This window comes from Roseomonas sp. OT10 (genome assembly GCF_020991085.1).
Lineage (GTDB): Bacteria > Pseudomonadota > Alphaproteobacteria > Acetobacterales > Acetobacteraceae > Roseomonas > Roseomonas cutis.
The window spans coordinates 3,678,287-3,694,015 of the sequence record NZ_CP087719.1 but is presented as its reverse complement, the minus strand read 5'-3'; the positions used below and the strand labels follow the sequence as shown (position 1 = coordinate 3,694,015).

Below are 15,729 nucleotides of genomic sequence, written 5' to 3'. Positions count from 1 at the left end.
GACCATGCAGATCATCGACAGCCAGATCCACGCCTTCTACCCGAACACCCCCGAGCGCCCCTGGCCGGAGGGCGCCGTCAGCCCGCACGGGCCGCAATACACGCTGGAGCAGGCCGAGGCCCAGATGGATGCCGCCGGGGTGCAGCGCGCCATCCTGGTGCCGGTGAGCTGGAACGGCTGGGACAACGAGTACTCGCTGGCCGCAGCCCGGGCGAAGCCGGACCGCTTCGGCGTGATGGGCCGCTTCAACATCCAGGCGCCGGATGCGCGGGAGCGGCTGGCCGGCTGGCGCGACCAGCAGGGCATGCTGGGCATGCGCCTGTTCTTCGCCGGCGAGCCCTGGATGTCGCTCCTGAACGAGCGCAGCTACGACTGGTTCTGGAGCGAGGTGGAGCGCAGCCGGATGCCCTTCATGGCCCACATCCCCGGCCATATCGCGGGCTTCGAGCCGTTGCTGGCACGCTTCCCCGGCCTGCGCCTGATCGTCGACCACGCCGGGCGCCACCCGCGCGGGGCGCGCGACGACGACGCCTGGGCCGATGCCGACCAGCTCTACGCCCTGGCGCGCTATCCGGACGTGGCGGTGAAGGTCTCCTCCCTGCCGTGCTTCTCGACCCAGCCCTATCCCTTCGCCAACCTGCACCGGCACATCCGCGCCATCTACGACGCCTTCGGCCCGCAGCGGATGCTATGGGGCAGCGACGTCACCCGCCTGACCTCCACCTACGAGGAGAACATTCGCCTCTTCACCGAGGCGCTCGACTGGCTCTCGGAGGAGGACAGGTCCTGGATCATGGGGCGCGCCGCGGCGAAGTGCTGCGACTGGCCGCTCTGAGCCCCCGAGAACCCGAGGAGACGTCCGCCATGAAGCTCATGCATGGAAAGCTCTCGCCCTTCGTTCGCAAGGTCATGGTCGCGGCGGCGGAGAAGGGCCTGACCGGCGACATCGAGCTCGTCCCGACCCGGGTCGCGCAGGGCGTGGTCAACGCGGAGCTGCTGACGCTCAACCCGACCGGCAAGATCCCGACCCTGATCACCGACTCCGGCGAGAGCGTCTACGACTCCCTGGTGATCGTGGACTATCTCGATCAGCTCCGCCCCTCACCGCGCCTGATCCCCCTGGACGGCACGGAGCGGCGGCGGGCGCTGACGCTGAACGCCGCGGCCGACGGTCTCATCATCGCGGGCGTCCTGGCCAAGGGAGAGGCGGCGCGACCGGAGGAGCGGCGCTGGCCGGAATGGATCACGGCGCAATGGGCCAAGGTCCAGGCCTGCCTGGCCGCCCTGGAGGCCGGCCTGCCACCGCAGGGGGATGCGCTGACCGTGGGCGAGATCGCGGCGGGCTGCGCGCTGGGCTGGCTCGACGTGCGTGCGCCCGAGGAGGCCTGGCGCGGCCGGCACCCGGGGTTGGCGGCCTGGTTCGATGCCTTCGCCGCGCGGCCTTCCATGCAATCGACCAAGCCGTCCCTGTAGGGAGAGACAGCGCGCATGTCCGGCAACCTGCTGAAGGAGAGGCTGCTCGCCGGCAGGCCATGCCATGTCTTCGGCGTGCGCCTCGCCCGCTCCGTGAACATCGTCACCCTGGCGCGGCAGTCGGGCCATCACGGCCTCTACGTCGATCTCCAGCACAGCACGATGACGGCCGAGGCCGCGGCGCAGATCTGTCACGCGGCGATGTTCGCCGGCGTGACCGCCTTTGTGCGCGTGCCGACGCTCGATCCCGGGCTGATCGGCCGGCTGCTCGATGGCGGGGCGCAGGGCATCCTCGCGCCGGGCCTGCGCACGGGCGCGGAGGCGGAGGCGCTGGTCCGCTCCGCCCTGCTGCCGCCGCGCGGCGAGCGCTCCCCGGGGCTGGTGATCGACCCACGGGTGGAAGGCCTGTCCGGCGCGGCGCAGTTGCGGGCGGTGAACGACGCGACCCTGCTGATCGCCATGATCGAGGACGAGGCCGCGATCGCCCAGGCGGGTGCGATCGCGTCGGTGGACGGGATCGACGCCGTCCAGATCGGCGGGCACGACCTGACGACATCGATGGGGCTGCCCGGCGAGTACCTGCACCCGCGCGTGCAGGAGGCGTTCCGCGCCGCCATCGCCGCCTGCCGCCCGGCCGGCAAGCCGCTGATCATCGGCGGCATCCGCAAGCCGGAGGAGATCGCCGTCTACCTGCGCATGGGCGCGGCGCGCTGCTACTTCACGGGTTCCGACATCGGTTTCGTGCAGGCGGGCGCGCGGGCGGCGGCCGAGCGGGTGGCGGCGCTGGACGCGGACCTCTTCGCACCGGCCGAGGCGCGATGACCGGCGCCGCGCCGATCCTGCGCACCACCCACCTGGCCGATGCGGCGGACCGGATCGGCCTGCCGGGGCCGGTGGCGGCGGGTGGCTTCACGGCCTTCGGGCAGCCGGGGCGGACGGCCGTGGGACGCGCCTATACCGTCCTGCAGGAGGCGGTCCATCCCGCGCCCGACGAGGCCACGCCGCCGACGCGTCACGGCGAGGCCGCGGCCAGCCTCGCCGCGCCCGGCGACGTGCTGGTCATCGCCGTGCAGGGTGAGACGGACGCGGCGAGTTGGGGCGGGGCGCACACCCTCCGCGCGACCCGTCGTGGGCTGGCGGGCGTCGTCGTCGACGGCTTCACCCGGGATGCCGAGGAACTGGCCGCGGCGGGCATCCGCATCCTGGCGCGCGGCGCCGCCCCGCATGGCAGCAGGCGGCGACTGCGCACGGTCTCCGTCGGAGAGGAGGTACGGGTCGGCGGGATCACGGTCCGGAGCGGAGACCTCGTCGCCCTGGATGCCGATGGCTTCGTCTGCATCCCCGCCGCCCATGCCGGGGAGGCGATGGCACTGGCACGGTCCATCGCCGAGGCGGAGTTCCTTCGTGACAGCCAACTCTAGGACGGCGCCGAACGCGGCGGCACGCTGACGGCCCGGCGGTGCTGGATGCGGGCCTGCCGGAGCCGGCCTTCGCGGGGTGGCGGCAGGCGTCTCGACGACAGGACGGGGAGGACAGGCAGGGATGAGCGGAGAACGGCACGGGGCGGGGCCGGCGGGTGGCCTGCCGGCGGGGCCGGCGGGTGGCCTGCCGGCGGGGGCGGCGCGGATCGCCAAACGCTTCTCGCTGGCGGGACGCCGGGCGCTGGTCACCGGCGGCAGCGTCAGCATCGGGCGGGAGATCGCGCTGGTGCTGGCCGAGGCCGGGGCGGATGTGGCCATCCAGTTCTCGGCCGTGGCGGATCGCGGCTTCGGCCGTCCCGCCGCGGCGGAGGAGCTGGCGGCGGAGATCGCCGGCCTCGGCCGCCGCTGCGTGCCGGTGGAGGCGGATTTCGCCCTGCCCGGCCAGGCGGCGGGCTGCGTCGCGGCGGCCCGCGAGGCGCTCGGCGGGGTGGACATTCTCGTGGTCTGCGCCTCCATCCAGTACCGCGTCCCCTTCCTCGACATGACGGAGGAGCAGGTCGAGCGGCAGATCCAGATCAACTTCCGCGCCACGATCGAACTGCTGCAGGCGGCGCTGCCGCCGATGAGGGAGCGCGGCTGGGGGCGGGTGCTGACGATCGGCAGCATCAACCAGACCCGGCCGGAATCCGAGCTGTCCGTCTATGCCGCGCTGAAGAGCGCGCAGTGCAACCTCGCCCTGAACCTGGCGCGCGACTACGCCCCCTTCGGCGTGACGGTGAACAACCTGTCCCCCGGCCTCGTCGCCACTGAGCGCAACCGCTGGCGGCGCGAGGACGCCGAGGCCTGGGCCCGCATACAGAGCGAGTCCTCGCCGATGGGACGCGCCGGCCTGCCACGGGAGATGGCAGGCGCAGCCCTGCTGCTCTGTTCTGATGCGGGCAGCTTCATCACCGGAGCCGACTTGCAGGCAACCGGCGGCCGGCACCTCGGGGGATGACGGGTGGACGGCCGGAGCCACCAGGGGCACGGTGGTAGTGGCCAACGACCTGGGCCTCTCCGTGTCGGGCGAGGCTGAGACGGACACCGGGATGATCTGACCCGTTGGGGTGTGGTGTTCGGGCGTGGGACCGGAAGGGGACGCCGGCCTGCGGCATCGACGCCGTGCGTCGATGCCCGTCCCGGACCCTACCCCTGCCGGGGCCACAAGCGGGCCCCGGTCCCCGTTGGGAGTTGGCTCTACGTGGCAGGCATCAGCCTCTGGGCTGAACCCTGACGAAGCTCGGGCAGGCGGGACTCTGAATAAAGCTTCAGAGAGCGTCAGCGAGCGCGGACACCGTACCCGCCGAGGAGCCAAGCTCCTCGGCGCCTTGATCCCGTATCCGGCTGTCCCGCGGCAGCGCCTCTCGGGTCCAGGGCCCGCAGGGTCCTGGCGGAGTGGGGGTATCGGGGGCGAGGCAGAGCCTTGCCCCCGGGCCACGGGCGCACCCTGCGCCGGCAGATGTCAGTGCATCCCGCCGTCCGTATCATACATCCAGGTTCGCCACCTTCAGCGCGTTGCCGACGATGAACTCGCGCCGCGGCTCCACCACGTCGCCCATCAGCGTGGCGAAGATCTGCCCCGCCTCGTCCGCGTCGTCCACCCGCACCCGCAGCATGGTGCGCGCCGCCGGGTCCAGCGTGGTCTTCCACAGCTGGTCCGGGTTCATCTCGCCCAGACCCTTGAAGCGCTGGATGGTGAGCCCCTTGCGGCCCTGTGCGAAGATACGCTCCAGCGCGGCGAGCGGGCCGTTCACCTGCTCCTCGCGGCTCTCGAAGCCCAGCGTGGCGCCGGTGCCGTAGCGCCGCGCGAGCGACTCCCGCCGCGTCTCCAGCCACTGCGCGTCCACGCCGCGCAGCAGGGCGGGCTCCAGCGTGTAGCGCTCGGCGACGCCGCGCACGGTGCGGCCCAGCTTCAACCCCGCCTCGTCCAGCGCGACGGTCCAGCCACGCTCGGTCGGCGGCGACAGCTCGTTCAGCCGGGCAGAGAGCGCCTGGGCCGCAGCCCCGTCATTGGCCATGGCCAGCGCCCCGGTCAGCGCCGCCTGCTCGCCGATCCAGGAGGGCAAGGGGGCGGTGGCGCGGCGGATGTGGCGCACCGTCTCGCGCAGCCGCGTCACCTCCTCGACCAGCTCCTCCCCGGCCAGCACGCTGCCGTCGGAGAGGGTCAGGCGCGCCCCGTGCAGCGCCTTCTCCAGCAGGTACTCCTCCAGCGCCGCGTCGTCCTTGAGGTAGCGCTCCTCCTGCCCGCGCTTGGCGCGGTAGAGAGGCGCCTGGGCGATGAACAGGTGCCCTCGCTCGATCAGCTCCGGCATCTGGCGGAAGAAGAAGGTCAGCAGCAGCGTGCGGATGTGCGAGCCGTCCACGTCCGCGTCGGTCATGATGCAGATGCGGTGGTAGCGCAGCTTGGACGCGTCGAAGCCGCCATTGGCCGGGTCGGGGCCGATGCCCGCGCCCAGCGCCGTGATCAGCGTGCCGATCTGCTCCGAGCCGAGCATCTTGTCGAAGCGTGCGCGCTCCACGTTCAGCACCTTGCCGCGCAGCGGCAGGATCGCCTGGAAGGCGCGGTCGCGCCCCTGCTTGGCGGAGCCGCCGGCGGAATCACCCTCGACGATGAACAGCTCCGCCTTGGCCGGGTCGCGCGCCTGGCAGTCGGCGAGCTTGCCGGGGAGGGAGGAGATGTCGAGCGCGCCCTTGCGCCGCGTGAGATCGCGCGCCTTGCGGGCGGCCTCGCGCGCGGCGGCCGCGTCGAGGCACTTGCGGACGATCTCGTTCGCCTCCTTCGGATGCGTCTCGAACCAGTGGTCCAGCGCATCGGCGACGACGGACTGCACCACCGGCTGCACCTCGGAGGAGACGAGCTTCTCCTTGGTCTGGGAGGAGAACTTGGGGTCCGGCACCTTCACGGACAGCACGGCGGTCAGCCCCTCGCGCATGTCCTCGCCGGAGAGGGAGGTCTTGTCCTTCTTCGCCGCCGCATCCGCCACCTTGCCCAGCACGCGCGTCAGCGCCTGGCGGAAGCCCGCGAGATGCGTGCCGCCGTCGCGCTGGGGGATGTTGTTGGTGAAGCAGTGCATCGTCTCGTGGAAGCTGTCCGTCCAGCGCAGGGCGAACTCCACGCGGATCGCCTTGCTCTCGCCGTTGCGCTCCACCACCTGCTCGCCGGAGGCGGCGGCGGGGGGAGAGAAGATCGGCTTGTTGGAGCGGTCCAGGTATTCGACGAAGGCGGCGAGCCCGCCCTCGTAGTGGAAGATGGATTGCCGGTGCGCGGCCTCCTTCGGCACCTCGCCCTCCACCGCCGCGGCGGTGGCGACGGCCGCGCCCGGCGTCGCCGGCAGGGGCACGGCATCGGCGTCCGGCACCGGCGGCCGCTCGTCGCGCAGCGTGATCTTCAGCCCGGAATTGAGGAAGGCCAGCTCGCGCAGCCGCTTCTCCAGCCGCTCGAACTCGAACTCGGTCCTCGAGAAGGTGACGGGGCTGGGCTTGAAGGTGACCTGCGTGCCCGTGCGGTGTCCGGAGGGGCCGAGATCGGTCAGCGGCGAGACGGTGTTGCCGTTCTCGAAGCGGATCAGGTGCTCGCGCCCGTTGCGCCAGATGCGCGCCTCCATCCGCTCGGAGAGCGCGTTGACCACCGCCGCCCCCACGCCGTGCAGCCCGCCCGAAACCTTGTAGGAGTTCTGGTTGAACTTGCCGCCCGCGTGCAGCTTGGTCAGCACCACCTCGGCGGCGCTGACGCCCTCCTCCGGATGCAGGTCGACGGGGATGCCGCGGCCGTCATCGGTGACGGTGACGGAGCCGTCGGCGTTCAGCACCACCTCGACCGTGGTGGCATAGCCGGCCTGGGCCTCGTCGACGGAGTTGTCCACGATCTCGATGGCCATGTGGTGCAGGCCCGAGCCGTCATCCGTGTCGCCGATGTACATGCCGGGGCGCTTGCGCACGGCATCCAGGCCGCGCAGCACGGTGATGGAGGCGCTGTCGTAGGCCTCCCCGTCCCCCGCGTCGGAGGGGCTCGGGGCAGCGCTCTGTGGCTCGGTCATCAGGGTATTCGGCCTCTTGGCAACGGCAGTCGAATTAGCCTTGCAATATAGGGATTCCGGCCGCCTCCTGCACCCCCGAATCCCCCTCCCGGCGCAGGCCGTCCGGGCCGGTCCGGAACATCTCCGCCAGGCCCTCCAGGGGGGCGAAGACCGCCTCCTCCGTTCCCGTCAGGAAGACCTGCGCCGGCAGGGCGGCGAGCGCCGAGAACAGCGCCTCCCGCCGCCGCGTGTCGAGATGCGCCGCCACCTCGTCGAGCAGCAGCAGCGGCGCGAAGCCGCGCGCGGCGGCGATCAACGCGGCATGGGCCAGCACCACGGAGACCAGCAGCGCCTTCTGCTCGCCCGTGGAGCACATCGCCGCCGGCAAATCCTTCGGCAGGTGCGTCAGCGAGAGGTCGCAGCGATGCGCCCCGGCCAGGGCCATGCCGGCCCCCGCGTCGCGCCGCCGCCCCTCGGCCAGTTGCGTCCGCAGCGCCTCCTCCACCGCCAGCGCCGGCTGCTCCGCGAGCTGCCGCGCCACGCCGCAGGACAGCTCGCTCCGCGCCGCCGGGAAGGCCCCCGCCGTGCCCGCCTCCAGCGCCGCGTTCAGCCGCGCCACCAGCGCCATCCGCGCGGCGGTGGCGGCGACCCCGTGGCGCGCCATGGCGTCCTCCAGCGCGGCGAGCCAGGCGTCGTCCCGCCCGCCCTCGGCCAGCAGGCGGTTGCGCTGGGCCATGGCGTTGTCGTGCGCCGCCACCTCCCGCGCATGGCCCGGGTCGAGCGCCCAGACCAGCCGGTCGAGGAAGCGCCGCCGCCCCGAGGCGCCCTCCTGGAACAGCCGGTCCATCTGCGGCGTCAGCCAGACGGCCGCCACGTGCCGCGCCAGCTCCGCCTGGGAGCGCACGGGGGCGCCGTCCAGCCGCAGCACGCGCTTCTCAGGCGGTCCCTCCGGCGGGGTGCCGGTGCCGATGTCCACGGGGCCGTGCGGCCCCTCGAAACGGCCGCTGACGGCCCAGGGGAGGGGGCCCTGGGGGGTGTGGCGCCCGAACTCGGCATTCCGCGCCCCGCGCAGCCCGCGCCCGGGGCCGAGCAGGCTGATCGCCTCCAGCAGGTTGGTCTTGCCCGTGCCGTTCTCCCCCGTGATCGCCACGATCGGGGCGGAGAGGCGCAGCCCGACCGCGGCATGGCTGCGGAAATCCTGCAGCAGCAGGCGGGTGAGGCGGAGGGGAGGGGTGGTCACGCTAAGGGTTCAGATGGCGATGCGAGATGGTGCGCGCCAGGAGAATCTGGGGGAAGGAATTCCCCCAGACCCCCATCTTCCTTTCGGGAGTCCGCCTGGGGCCGGGGACGGCACCCGTTCCACGCGGGCGCCGCCCGCGGGTGGGGATCAGGCCCGGCAGGGCAAGGATGGCCGGGGAACCCGCTCCCCCGGGGATGCGACGCCCGTCACACCCGCACCCGTCACACCCGCATCGGCATCAGCACGTAGAGCGCGCTGCCCTTGGCCTCGTCCTGCACGATGGTGGGCGCCGAGCCGTCGGCGAAGCGGAACACCACCTGCCCCTCCACCTGGTCGGTGATGTCCTTCAGGTAGCGGGCCTGGAAGCCGATCTCCAGCGGGGTGGAGGCGTAGGAGACGGCATCCGAATCCAGCTCCTCCCGCGCCTGCCCCTGCTCGGGCGAGGAGGCGGTGAGGATCAGCTGGTTGTTGCTCAGCGCCAGCTTCACCGGGCGCGACCGCTCGGAGGAGATCGCCGCCACCCGGTCCACCGCCTGGGCGAAGAGGGCGCGGTCGACCTTCAGCTCCTTGTCGTTGCCCTTGGGGATGACGCGCTCGTATTCCGGGAAGGTGCCGTCGATCAGCTTGGAGGTCAGCGTCACCGAACCCAGGCGGAACTGGATCTTGGTGTCGGAGAGGCGGATCTCGACGCTGCCGTCCTCGCCGGATTCCTCGGCCAGCTTGCGGATCTCGCCCACGGTCTTGCGCGGCACGATCACGCCGGGCATCCCCGCGGCACCCTCGGGCAGCGGCACCTCGACGCGGGCGAGGCGGTGGCCGTCCGTCGCGACGGCGCGCAGCACCTTGCCGCCCTCGCCCTCGGCGACATGCAGGTAGATGCCGTTGAGGTAGTAGCGCGTCTCCTCGGTGGAGATGGCGAAGCGGGTGCGGTCCACCAGCTCGCGCAGCGCCGCCGCCGGCAGGGTGAAGCGGATCGGCAGCTTGCCCTCGGTCATGGCGGGGAAGTCCTCGACCGGCAGCACCATCAGCGAGGTGACGTAGCGCCCTGCGCGCAGCCCCAGCGGCGCATCACCGCCCGCCTGGTCGAACTCCACCTTCAGCCCGTCGCCCAGCTTGCGCGCGATCTCGAACAGCGTCGCGGCCGGGGCGGTGCAGCGGCCGGGGCGGGAGACCTGCACGCCCGCGGTGATCTCCTCCACCACCGCGATCTCCATGTCCGTGGCGGTCAGGGTCAGCCGGTCCTCGGCGGCGTCGAGCAGCACATTGGCCAGGATGGGGATGGTGTTGCGGCGTTCCACGACGCTCTGGACATGCGCGAGCGCCTTGAGGAGCACCGCCCGGTCCACCGTGAACTTCATCGCCGCGTTCCCCGATCATCCCTGCGGGGGTCAGACCAGACCCCGGACTGTCATGGCCTTCCGTATCATCCCGGCCAGGAGCGGGGAAGCGTGGCGGCGGAAGGATGCCGCAAGCGTGTCGGGGCAAGGCGTTCGGCCGGCCTGCGCGGGGGCGTTCCCCCTCGGGCGGCCGGTCCGGCCGCAGCCGTCCGGCGGCGGAGGCCGGGTGCCGCCCGGCCTGGCCGGCGGCGCCGGCGCGGGGCGGTGGTCCGGGTGCGGGGAGGGTGCAGCCGTTGAGGCGAGGGCCGGTGCGCCCGCCGCCGGGAGCTCAGGTTTCCAGCATGCGCCGCAGCAGCTCGACATCCTCGGCGAAGCCGGAATCCTGCTGCATCAGCTCCGCCACCTTGGCGACGGCGTGCATCACCGTGGTGTGGTCGCGGTTGCCGAACTTGCGCCCGATCTCCGGCAGGGAGCGGGAGGTGAGCTGCTTGGCCAGGTACATCGCCACCTGCCGCGGCCGCGCCACGTTGCGCGCGCGGCGGGCGGAGGACATGTCCGTCAGCCGCATGTTGTAGTGCTCGGCGACGCGCTTCTGGATCTCCTCGATCGTCACGCGGCGGTCGTGGGCGCGCAGGATGTCGTGCAGGACCTCCTGGCAGCTCTCCAGCGTCACCGGACGGCCGAACAGGTTGGCATGCGCGACCAGGCGGTTCAGCGCCCCCTCCAGCTCGCGCACGTTCGAGGTGATCTTGTGCGCGAGGTATTCCAGCACCCGCGCCGGCACCGCCGTGCCGGCCGAGGCCGCCTTGGCCTCCAGGATGGAGATGCGCAGCTCGTAGGTGGTGGCGTGGATGTCCGCCACCATGCCGCAGCCCAGCCGCGTGCGCAGCCGGTCCTCCAGCCCCGACAGGTCGGAGGGCGACTTGTCGGCCGAGACGATGATCTGCTTCCCCGCATCGACCAGCGCGTTGAAGGTGTGGAAGAACTCCTCCTGCGTGTTGTCCTTGCCGATCAGGAACTGCAGGTCGTCGATCATCAGCACGTCGACGGAGCGAAGGGATTCCTTGAACTCCATCGTGGACTGAGAGCGCAGGGCCGCGATGAAGCGGTACATGAACTTCTCGGCGGACATGTAGGCGACGGAGCAATCGGGGCGCGCCTCGCGCAGCGCCCAGGCGATGGCGTGCATCAGGTGCGTCTTGCCCAGGCCCACGCCGCCATACAGGAACAGCGGGTTGAAGCCGGGCGAGGCCGGCTTCTCGCTGACGCGGCGGGCGCAGGCATGGGCGAACTCGTTCGGCTTGCCGACGACGAAGCTCTCGAAGGTGTAGCGGGGGTCGAGCGGCGCGGACCAGTCGTTGCGGGCATCGGCCTTCGCCTCCGCGCGCGTCTCGGCCAACCGGCTCTCCGGGCGCGGCTCGGCCGGGCGGGCGGCCAGCGGCTCCGTCAGCCCCATGGCGGGCACCGCCTCGGCACGGGCGGCATCGGCGCCTTCCTCCGCCGACGGGGCGGAGACGCGGATTTCCACCCGGCGCACGCCCAGGTTCTCGGCCATCCACAGCGCGCGCAGGCGGTCGCCGTACTGGCTGCGCACCCAGTCGCGGAGGAAGCGGGAGGGGACCTGCACGACCGCCTCGTCGCCCTCGATGGCGGCGAGCGTCATCTGGCGCATCCAGGTACGGTACTCGACCTCGCCGACTTCCTCGCGCAGGCGGCCGCGGATCCGGGCCCAGGCCTCGGCGACGCCCGCCTCCCCTGGCGAGGCGGCCGGCGTCCCGTGCTCGTTCCCCGCCGTGGCGGGGAAGGGGGAGGTGCCGGGCTTGTCCTGCATCAGCGTCCGCATCCTCTCCCCGGCCGGCGCGGCGCGCCGTCTCCCTCGATCATGACCTGCGACCGGGCCCGAAGCCCGATATGCCGCGCGAATGGACCCCGATGCCTGCCCCGCGGGGCGTTCCAGGGGTCCGGCGGTGCTGGCGACCCGCCGAGAGAACAGCCTTCGGCGAGGCGCGAATCAAGCGGACTCGGGACGCGTATTCGACTCTGGAGTCACACTGTTGCCACGAAGTCGCGAGACGCTGGCCGCTTCTGCCACGCCACGCGAAGATGCCGGCATCAAAACATTGATGGGCCTCAGAAAATCAGGGCCTGGACCGAAACGGTCCAGGCCCTGATTCAGTCTTGTCCAGCCTGATCTTGCGATCGGCCCGATCAATCAGGCGGAGGCGCCGAGTCCCTTGATCCGGGCGGACAGGCGGGACAGCTTCCGGGCCACGGTGTTGTCGTGCAGGACGCCCTTGTCGGCGGCGCGCTGCATCTCCGGCTGGGCGGCCTGGAACGCCGCCTGGGCCTGGGACTTGTCGCCGCCGGCGATCGCCTCCTCGACCTTGCGCAGGAAGGTCCGCACGCGCGAGCGGCGGGCGGTGTTGCGGGCGTTGCGCTTCTCGGTCTGACGGATGCGCTTGCGCGCGGACGGGTTGTTCGCCATGGGCTGCGTGACTGCCAATTCGTCAATAAGATGGGAGGCCGCTGCACCTGGGGCGCTGCGGAAGGTCGGGGCTTCTAGTCCCCGGGGGCCTTGCGAGTCAATGACGGAGACGGCCTGCCAGGGGTGCGGTCCCCGGGGACCGGCCCCCCGCCGGGCGGGGGGCAGCCGGTGCCGCCCCCGTCGCCCGCGCCCCCACCCGGGACAGGCGGGCGCGCCGGCTCAGCCGCGCTGGAACTGCGCCTTCCGCTTCTCCGCGAAGGCGGCCATGCCCTCCTTCTGGTCCGGGGTGCCGAAGAGGCTGAGGAACAGCCGCCGCTCCAGCCGCACCCCCTCGTGCAGGGTGGTCTCGTAGGCGGCGTTCACCGCCTCCTTCGCCATGGCCACGGCGGGGGTGGAGAAGGCCGCGATCTCCTCGCCCATCTTGACCGCCGCCTCGACCAGCTCGGCGGCCGGAACGATGCGCGCGACCAAGCCGCAGCGCTCCGCCTCCGCCGCGTCCATCATCCGGCCGGTCAGGATCAGGTCCATCGCCTTGGACTTGCCCACCGCCCGCGTCAGGCGCTGGGAGCCGCCGGCGCCGGGGATGACGCCCAGCCTGATCTCCGGCTGGCCGAACTTCGCCGTGTCGGCGGCCAGGATCATGTCGCACATCATCGCCAGCTCGCATCCGCCGCCCAGGGCGAAGCCCGCGACCGCGGCGATGACGGGGGTCTTCACCGTCAGCACCGTCTCCCAGCGCTTGCCGATGAAGTCGTCGAAATAGATCTCCGGGTAGGCCCGGTCCTTCATCTCCTTGATGTCCGCCCCGGCGGCGAAGGCCTTGGCGCTGCCGGTCAGGACGATGGCGCCGATGCCGGGGTCGGCGTCGAACTCCAGCAGCGCCCGGCCCAGCTCCTCGGTCAGCTGGTCGCAGAGCGCGTTCAGCGCCTGCGGACGGTTCAGCGTGATCAGCCCGACCCGTCCCCGGGTCTCGGTCAGGATCATCCCGTATTCGGCCATGCGTCGGCTCCCCTGGTGCGGTCCCTGATGCGGCAGGCATGCCCGCGCGATCGCCGGCAGATTGGCCCGGCCCGCCGCCGCGTGCCAGGAGGGGCAAGGGGGGCCACCGCGCCCGGCCCGGCCGAGCTATCCTGGCCTCATGCCCATCACCCTGCGGCGCGCCGGCCCGCGCGACCTTCCTGCCCTCTTCGCCATCCGCACCGCGGTGCGGGAGAACGCGATGGACCGGGCGGCGCTGGCCGCGGCGGGCGTGACCCCCGCGGCCGTGGCGGCGGCGCTCCGCGGGCCCTGCGCCGCCTGGCTGGCGCTGCGGGGCCGCCGGCCGCTGGGCTTCGCCATGGCGCGGGCGCGGGAGGGCGACGTCTTCGCGCTCTTCGTCCGTCCCGGGGCGGAGGGGCGGGGGCTGGGCAGCAGGCTGCTGGCCGAAGCCGAATCCTGGCTCGCCGCCCGGGGGGTGGGCGAGGGCTGGCTGCTGACCGGCAACGAGCCCGGGCTGCGGGCGCGCGGCTTCTACCGCGCGCGGGGCTGGGTCGAGCGGGGCCGGGAGGAGGACGGGCAGATCCTCCTCACCCGGGACCTGCGCCGGAGGGGCCCCGGTCGGCGGGGCAGGGCCCGGCTCGCCCGTCCCGGCTGAACCCTCCCCCGGCCCTGGGCGGGCTGCCCTAGCGCTGCGTCCGGGGACAGAAGAAGGTGCTGCGCCCGGCCTGGACGATCCTCGCCACCCCCTGGCACTTCGGCGGGCCGGGGCAGGCGGGGCAGGCCAGCCCGGCGCGGTCGTAGACGCTGAAGCGGTCCTGGAAGAACCCCACCTCGCCATCCGCGCGCACGTAGTCGCGCAGCGAGGAGCCCCCCGCCTCGATCGAATCCCGCAGCACCGCCTTGATCGCCGGCACCAGCCGCGCCGCCCGCGCGCCCGTGACGGTGCCCGCCAGCCGCTCGGGCGAGAGGCCGGCGCGGTACAGCGCCTCCGCGACGTAGATGTTGCCCAGCCCCGCCACCACGCGCTGGTCCAGCAGCGCCGCCTTGATCGGGGTCTGCTTGCCCGCCAGGGCCTTGGACAGCACGGCGGGGGTGAAGGCATCCTCCAGCGGCTCCGGCCCCATGCCGGCGAGCAGGCGGTGGGAGTCCTCCGCCGCGGTGGGCACGAGGTCCACCACCCCGAAGCGGCGCGGGTCGCAGAAGCCGACCCGCCAGCCATCGGCGGTGTGCATCACCAGGTGCTCGTGCGCCTCGCCCCCCGCGGCGCCGCGCGAGTCCGAGGCGGCGCCCTGGGGCCCCAGGGACGGGGCCGGGGGCACCCCCTCCTGCCGCGCCACCATCCGGCCGGACATGCCCAGATGCACCAGCATCGAGGTCCCGCCCGAGAGCCGCATCAGCATGTACTTGCCGCGCCGGCGGAAGCCCTCGACGCGGGAGCCGGTGAGGCGCCCGGCGAGATTCTCGGGGAAGGGCCAGCGCAGGCCGGCGCGGCGGGTCTCCGCCTGGGCGATGGTGCGGCCGGTCAGCACGGCGGAGAGGCCGCGCATCACCGTCTCGACCTCAGGAAGTTCGGGCATGGCCCGTCAGTGGCCACGCCCGGGCACGCCGGCAAGAGGGGGGGGCGGGCGAAACCCCGCCTGCCGGTCACGGGGCGCGCAGCAGCACCTCCGCCTGGACGGTCGAGGTCACCTCGAGATCCTCCGCCTGCGCCACCGGCGGCGCGGCCGCGGCGGACATGGCCACGCTCCGGGCGAAGGGACGGGGCGGCGGCTCGGCCGCGCTGTCCACCCGGATCTCCGCCAGCCGCTCCACCCGCAGGCCGAGCTGCCGCGCCACCGCCTCCGCCCGCGCCCGCAGCGAGTCGATGGCCTGCGACGCCGCCTCCTCCTGCGCCTTGCGCTTGGCGTCGCGGGTGAGGCGGAAGGCGAAGCCGTCCATCGCCAGCCCGCGCTCCTGCAACTGCCCCGTCAGGTCCAGCAGCGGCGGCAGCTCCGCGGCGCGCAGGCTGAGGGTCTGGCTGGCGGTCCAGCCGCGCGGGTTCTCCACCCGCTGGGTCCAGTAGGTGCCGGTCGAGGCGGTGACGCCCGGCGCAGCCCGTGCCCGCTCCAGCGCCGCGGCCATGGCCGTGTTCACCGCCGCCTGGGCCGCCTGGGCGGTGCTGCCCCGCGCCTCCGCGCGCAGGGTGGCGACGACCTCGTCGGGCGCGCGGGTGACGGCCGCCGTCTCGGACAGGTGCAGCCGGGTGGGGGCGGGCGCCTCCTGCGCCAGGGCAGGATGCAGGGGGGCGGCGCCGAGGGGGAGCAGCAGGCCCAGCAGCGCGAGGCCCCGGCGGCACGGGGCCGTCCGGGCGGCGGGGGAGGAACGGGTGGTGGGGGAGGAGCGATCGGTCATCGGCAATGGATCCGGAACGTGGCGTCAGCCGGCGGGCGCGGCGGCGACAGGATCGGGCTGCGAATGCGGCGCCGGCGTGGCGGCCATGCCGCGTTCCTGCCGCCCCTCCGACGCTGGAAGCGGGGCGGCGCCGGAGAGGCCGGCCGGCACGCCGAGGATGCTGGTGACGAGCGCCAGGCGGAGGGATCGGATCGGGTCCATGGCCGCCGCAACGCCGCCGCCGCCTCCCCTGTTTCCGCGCCGCGGCGGGCAGGTCGGCACCGTGTCCCGCGCGACACGCCGGAGGGTTTCCGAAATCTTGGCATGCTGCTTGGATACCGTTCGGATACCCGACGGCAACGTCGCGCCG

Annotated in this window: 15 protein-coding genes; 6 read left to right on the top strand and 9 right to left on the bottom strand. The window is 73.1% G+C overall.

The annotated features are described in order from the left end of the window. The first annotated feature begins 4 nt into the window (after positions 1 to 4). The 5 genes from LPC08_RS16855 (at position 5) to LPC08_RS16835 (ending at position 3,891) form a co-directional block, all read left to right on the top strand. Entirely contained in the window at positions 5 to 835 is an 831-nt protein-coding gene (locus tag LPC08_RS16855) for an amidohydrolase family protein (RefSeq protein ID WP_230449393.1), read from the top strand. A gap of 29 nt (positions 836 to 864) precedes the next feature. Further along, complete coding sequence (locus LPC08_RS16850; protein ID WP_230449392.1) at positions 865 to 1,473, top strand: glutathione S-transferase family protein; 609 nt, start codon at positions 865 to 867, stop codon at positions 1,471 to 1,473. Between the two features lie 15 nt (positions 1,474 to 1,488). Next, positions 1,489 to 2,295, top strand: coding sequence for an HpcH/HpaI aldolase family protein (locus LPC08_RS16845; RefSeq protein WP_230449391.1), 807 nt, complete (start codon positions 1,489 to 1,491; stop codon positions 2,293 to 2,295). Then, positions 2,292 to 2,894, top strand: a complete 603-nt coding sequence (locus tag LPC08_RS16840; protein ID WP_230449390.1) for an RraA family protein — start codon at positions 2,292 to 2,294, stop codon at positions 2,892 to 2,894. Before LPC08_RS16845 ends, LPC08_RS16840 begins: the two co-directional genes overlap by 4 nt. Before the next feature lie 121 nt (positions 2,895 to 3,015). Continuing rightward, positions 3,016 to 3,891: an SDR family NAD(P)-dependent oxidoreductase gene (locus tag LPC08_RS16835; RefSeq protein ID WP_230449389.1), complete on the top strand. Its 876-nt coding sequence runs from the start codon at positions 3,016 to 3,018 to the stop codon at positions 3,889 to 3,891. Between the two features lie 526 nt (positions 3,892 to 4,417). Here the strand turns inward: LPC08_RS16835 and gyrB are convergent. The 6 genes from gyrB to LPC08_RS16805 all read right to left on the bottom strand — a co-directional run bounded on the left by gyrB (position 4,418) and on the right by LPC08_RS16805 (position 13,010). Continuing rightward, positions 4,418 to 6,970, bottom strand: coding sequence for a DNA topoisomerase (ATP-hydrolyzing) subunit B (gyrB, locus tag LPC08_RS16830; protein WP_230449388.1), 2,553 nt, complete (start codon positions 6,968 to 6,970; stop codon positions 4,418 to 4,420). 34 nt (positions 6,971 to 7,004) lie between these two features. Next, positions 7,005 to 8,189: a DNA replication/repair protein RecF gene (recF, locus tag LPC08_RS16825; RefSeq protein WP_230449387.1), complete on the bottom strand. Its 1,185-nt coding sequence runs from the start codon at positions 8,187 to 8,189 to the stop codon at positions 7,005 to 7,007. 221 nt (positions 8,190 to 8,410) lie between these two features. Further along, positions 8,411 to 9,547 (bottom strand): DNA polymerase III subunit beta, encoded by a 1,137-nt coding sequence (gene dnaN, locus LPC08_RS16820; protein WP_230449386.1) that lies wholly within the window; start codon positions 9,545 to 9,547, stop codon positions 8,411 to 8,413. Positions 9,548 to 9,854: 307 nt separating this feature from the next. Beyond that, positions 9,855 to 11,357: a chromosomal replication initiator protein DnaA gene (gene dnaA, locus LPC08_RS16815; protein WP_230449385.1), complete on the bottom strand. Its 1,503-nt coding sequence runs from the start codon at positions 11,355 to 11,357 to the stop codon at positions 9,855 to 9,857. A 381-nt stretch (positions 11,358 to 11,738) separates the two neighbouring features. Then, complete coding sequence (rpsT, locus tag LPC08_RS16810; protein WP_230449384.1) at positions 11,739 to 12,011, bottom strand: 30S ribosomal protein S20; 273 nt, start codon at positions 12,009 to 12,011, stop codon at positions 11,739 to 11,741. A 219-nt stretch (positions 12,012 to 12,230) separates the two neighbouring features. Next, positions 12,231 to 13,010, bottom strand: a complete 780-nt coding sequence (locus LPC08_RS16805) for an enoyl-CoA hydratase (RefSeq protein WP_230449383.1) — start codon at positions 13,008 to 13,010, stop codon at positions 12,231 to 12,233. Between the two features lie 139 nt (positions 13,011 to 13,149). Here LPC08_RS16805 and LPC08_RS16800 point away from each other — a divergent pair, with 139 nt between their 5' ends. Continuing rightward, a complete protein-coding gene (locus tag LPC08_RS16800) occupies positions 13,150 to 13,644 on the top strand; it encodes a GNAT family N-acetyltransferase (protein WP_230449382.1) in 495 nt (164 codons plus the stop codon). A gap of 28 nt (positions 13,645 to 13,672) precedes the next feature. Here LPC08_RS16800 and mutM read toward each other — a convergent pair whose 3' ends face one another. The 3 genes from mutM to LPC08_RS16785 all read right to left on the bottom strand — a co-directional run bounded on the left by mutM (position 13,673) and on the right by LPC08_RS16785 (position 15,581). Then, positions 13,673 to 14,566: a bifunctional DNA-formamidopyrimidine glycosylase/DNA-(apurinic or apyrimidinic site) lyase gene (mutM, locus tag LPC08_RS16795; RefSeq protein ID WP_230449381.1), complete on the bottom strand. Its 894-nt coding sequence runs from the start codon at positions 14,564 to 14,566 to the stop codon at positions 13,673 to 13,675. A 67-nt stretch (positions 14,567 to 14,633) separates the two neighbouring features. Further along, on the bottom strand, positions 14,634 to 15,380 hold the full coding sequence (locus LPC08_RS16790; RefSeq protein ID WP_230449380.1) for an SIMPL domain-containing protein: 747 nt from the start codon (positions 15,378 to 15,380) through the stop codon (positions 14,634 to 14,636). A 24-nt stretch (positions 15,381 to 15,404) separates the two neighbouring features. Beyond that, positions 15,405 to 15,581 carry a hypothetical protein gene (locus tag LPC08_RS16785; RefSeq protein ID WP_230449379.1) on the bottom strand — a complete coding sequence of 59 codons (177 nt, stop codon included), beginning with the start codon at positions 15,579 to 15,581 and terminating at the stop codon, positions 15,405 to 15,407. Positions 15,582 to 15,729: the final 148 nt, after the last annotated feature.

Bases quoted from the DNA above. Each gene is read 5' to 3' on its own strand.
- LPC08_RS16855 (WP_230449393.1), top strand. From the start codon at position 5: ATGCAGATCATCGACAGCCAGATCCACGCCTTCTACCCGAACACCCCC.
- LPC08_RS16850 (WP_230449392.1), top strand. From the start codon at position 865: ATGAAGCTCATGCATGGAAAGCTCTCGCCCTTCGTTCGCAAGGTCATG.
- LPC08_RS16845 (WP_230449391.1), top strand. From the start codon at position 1,489: ATGTCCGGCAACCTGCTGAAGGAGAGGCTGCTCGCCGGCAGGCCATGC.
- LPC08_RS16840 (WP_230449390.1), top strand. From the start codon at position 2,292: ATGACCGGCGCCGCGCCGATCCTGCGCACCACCCACCTGGCCGATGCG.
- LPC08_RS16835 (WP_230449389.1), top strand. From the start codon at position 3,016: ATGAGCGGAGAACGGCACGGGGCGGGGCCGGCGGGTGGCCTGCCGGCG.
- gyrB (WP_230449388.1), bottom strand. From the start codon at position 6,970: ATGACCGAGCCACAGAGCGCTGCCCCGAGCCCCTCCGACGCGGGGGAC.
- dnaN (WP_230449386.1), bottom strand. From the start codon at position 9,547: ATGAAGTTCACGGTGGACCGGGCGGTGCTCCTCAAGGCGCTCGCGCAT.
- dnaA (WP_230449385.1), bottom strand. From the start codon at position 11,357: ATGCAGGACAAGCCCGGCACCTCCCCCTTCCCCGCCACGGCGGGGAAC.
- rpsT (WP_230449384.1), bottom strand. From the start codon at position 12,011: ATGGCGAACAACCCGTCCGCGCGCAAGCGCATCCGTCAGACCGAGAAG.
- LPC08_RS16805 (WP_230449383.1), bottom strand. From the start codon at position 13,010: ATGGCCGAATACGGGATGATCCTGACCGAGACCCGGGGACGGGTCGGG.
- LPC08_RS16800 (WP_230449382.1), top strand. From the start codon at position 13,150: ATGCCCATCACCCTGCGGCGCGCCGGCCCGCGCGACCTTCCTGCCCTC.
- mutM (WP_230449381.1), bottom strand. From the start codon at position 14,566: ATGCCCGAACTTCCTGAGGTCGAGACGGTGATGCGCGGCCTCTCCGCC.
- LPC08_RS16790 (WP_230449380.1), bottom strand. From the start codon at position 15,380: ATGACCGATCGCTCCTCCCCCACCACCCGTTCCTCCCCCGCCGCCCGG.
- LPC08_RS16785 (WP_230449379.1), bottom strand. From the start codon at position 15,581: ATGGACCCGATCCGATCCCTCCGCCTGGCGCTCGTCACCAGCATCCTC.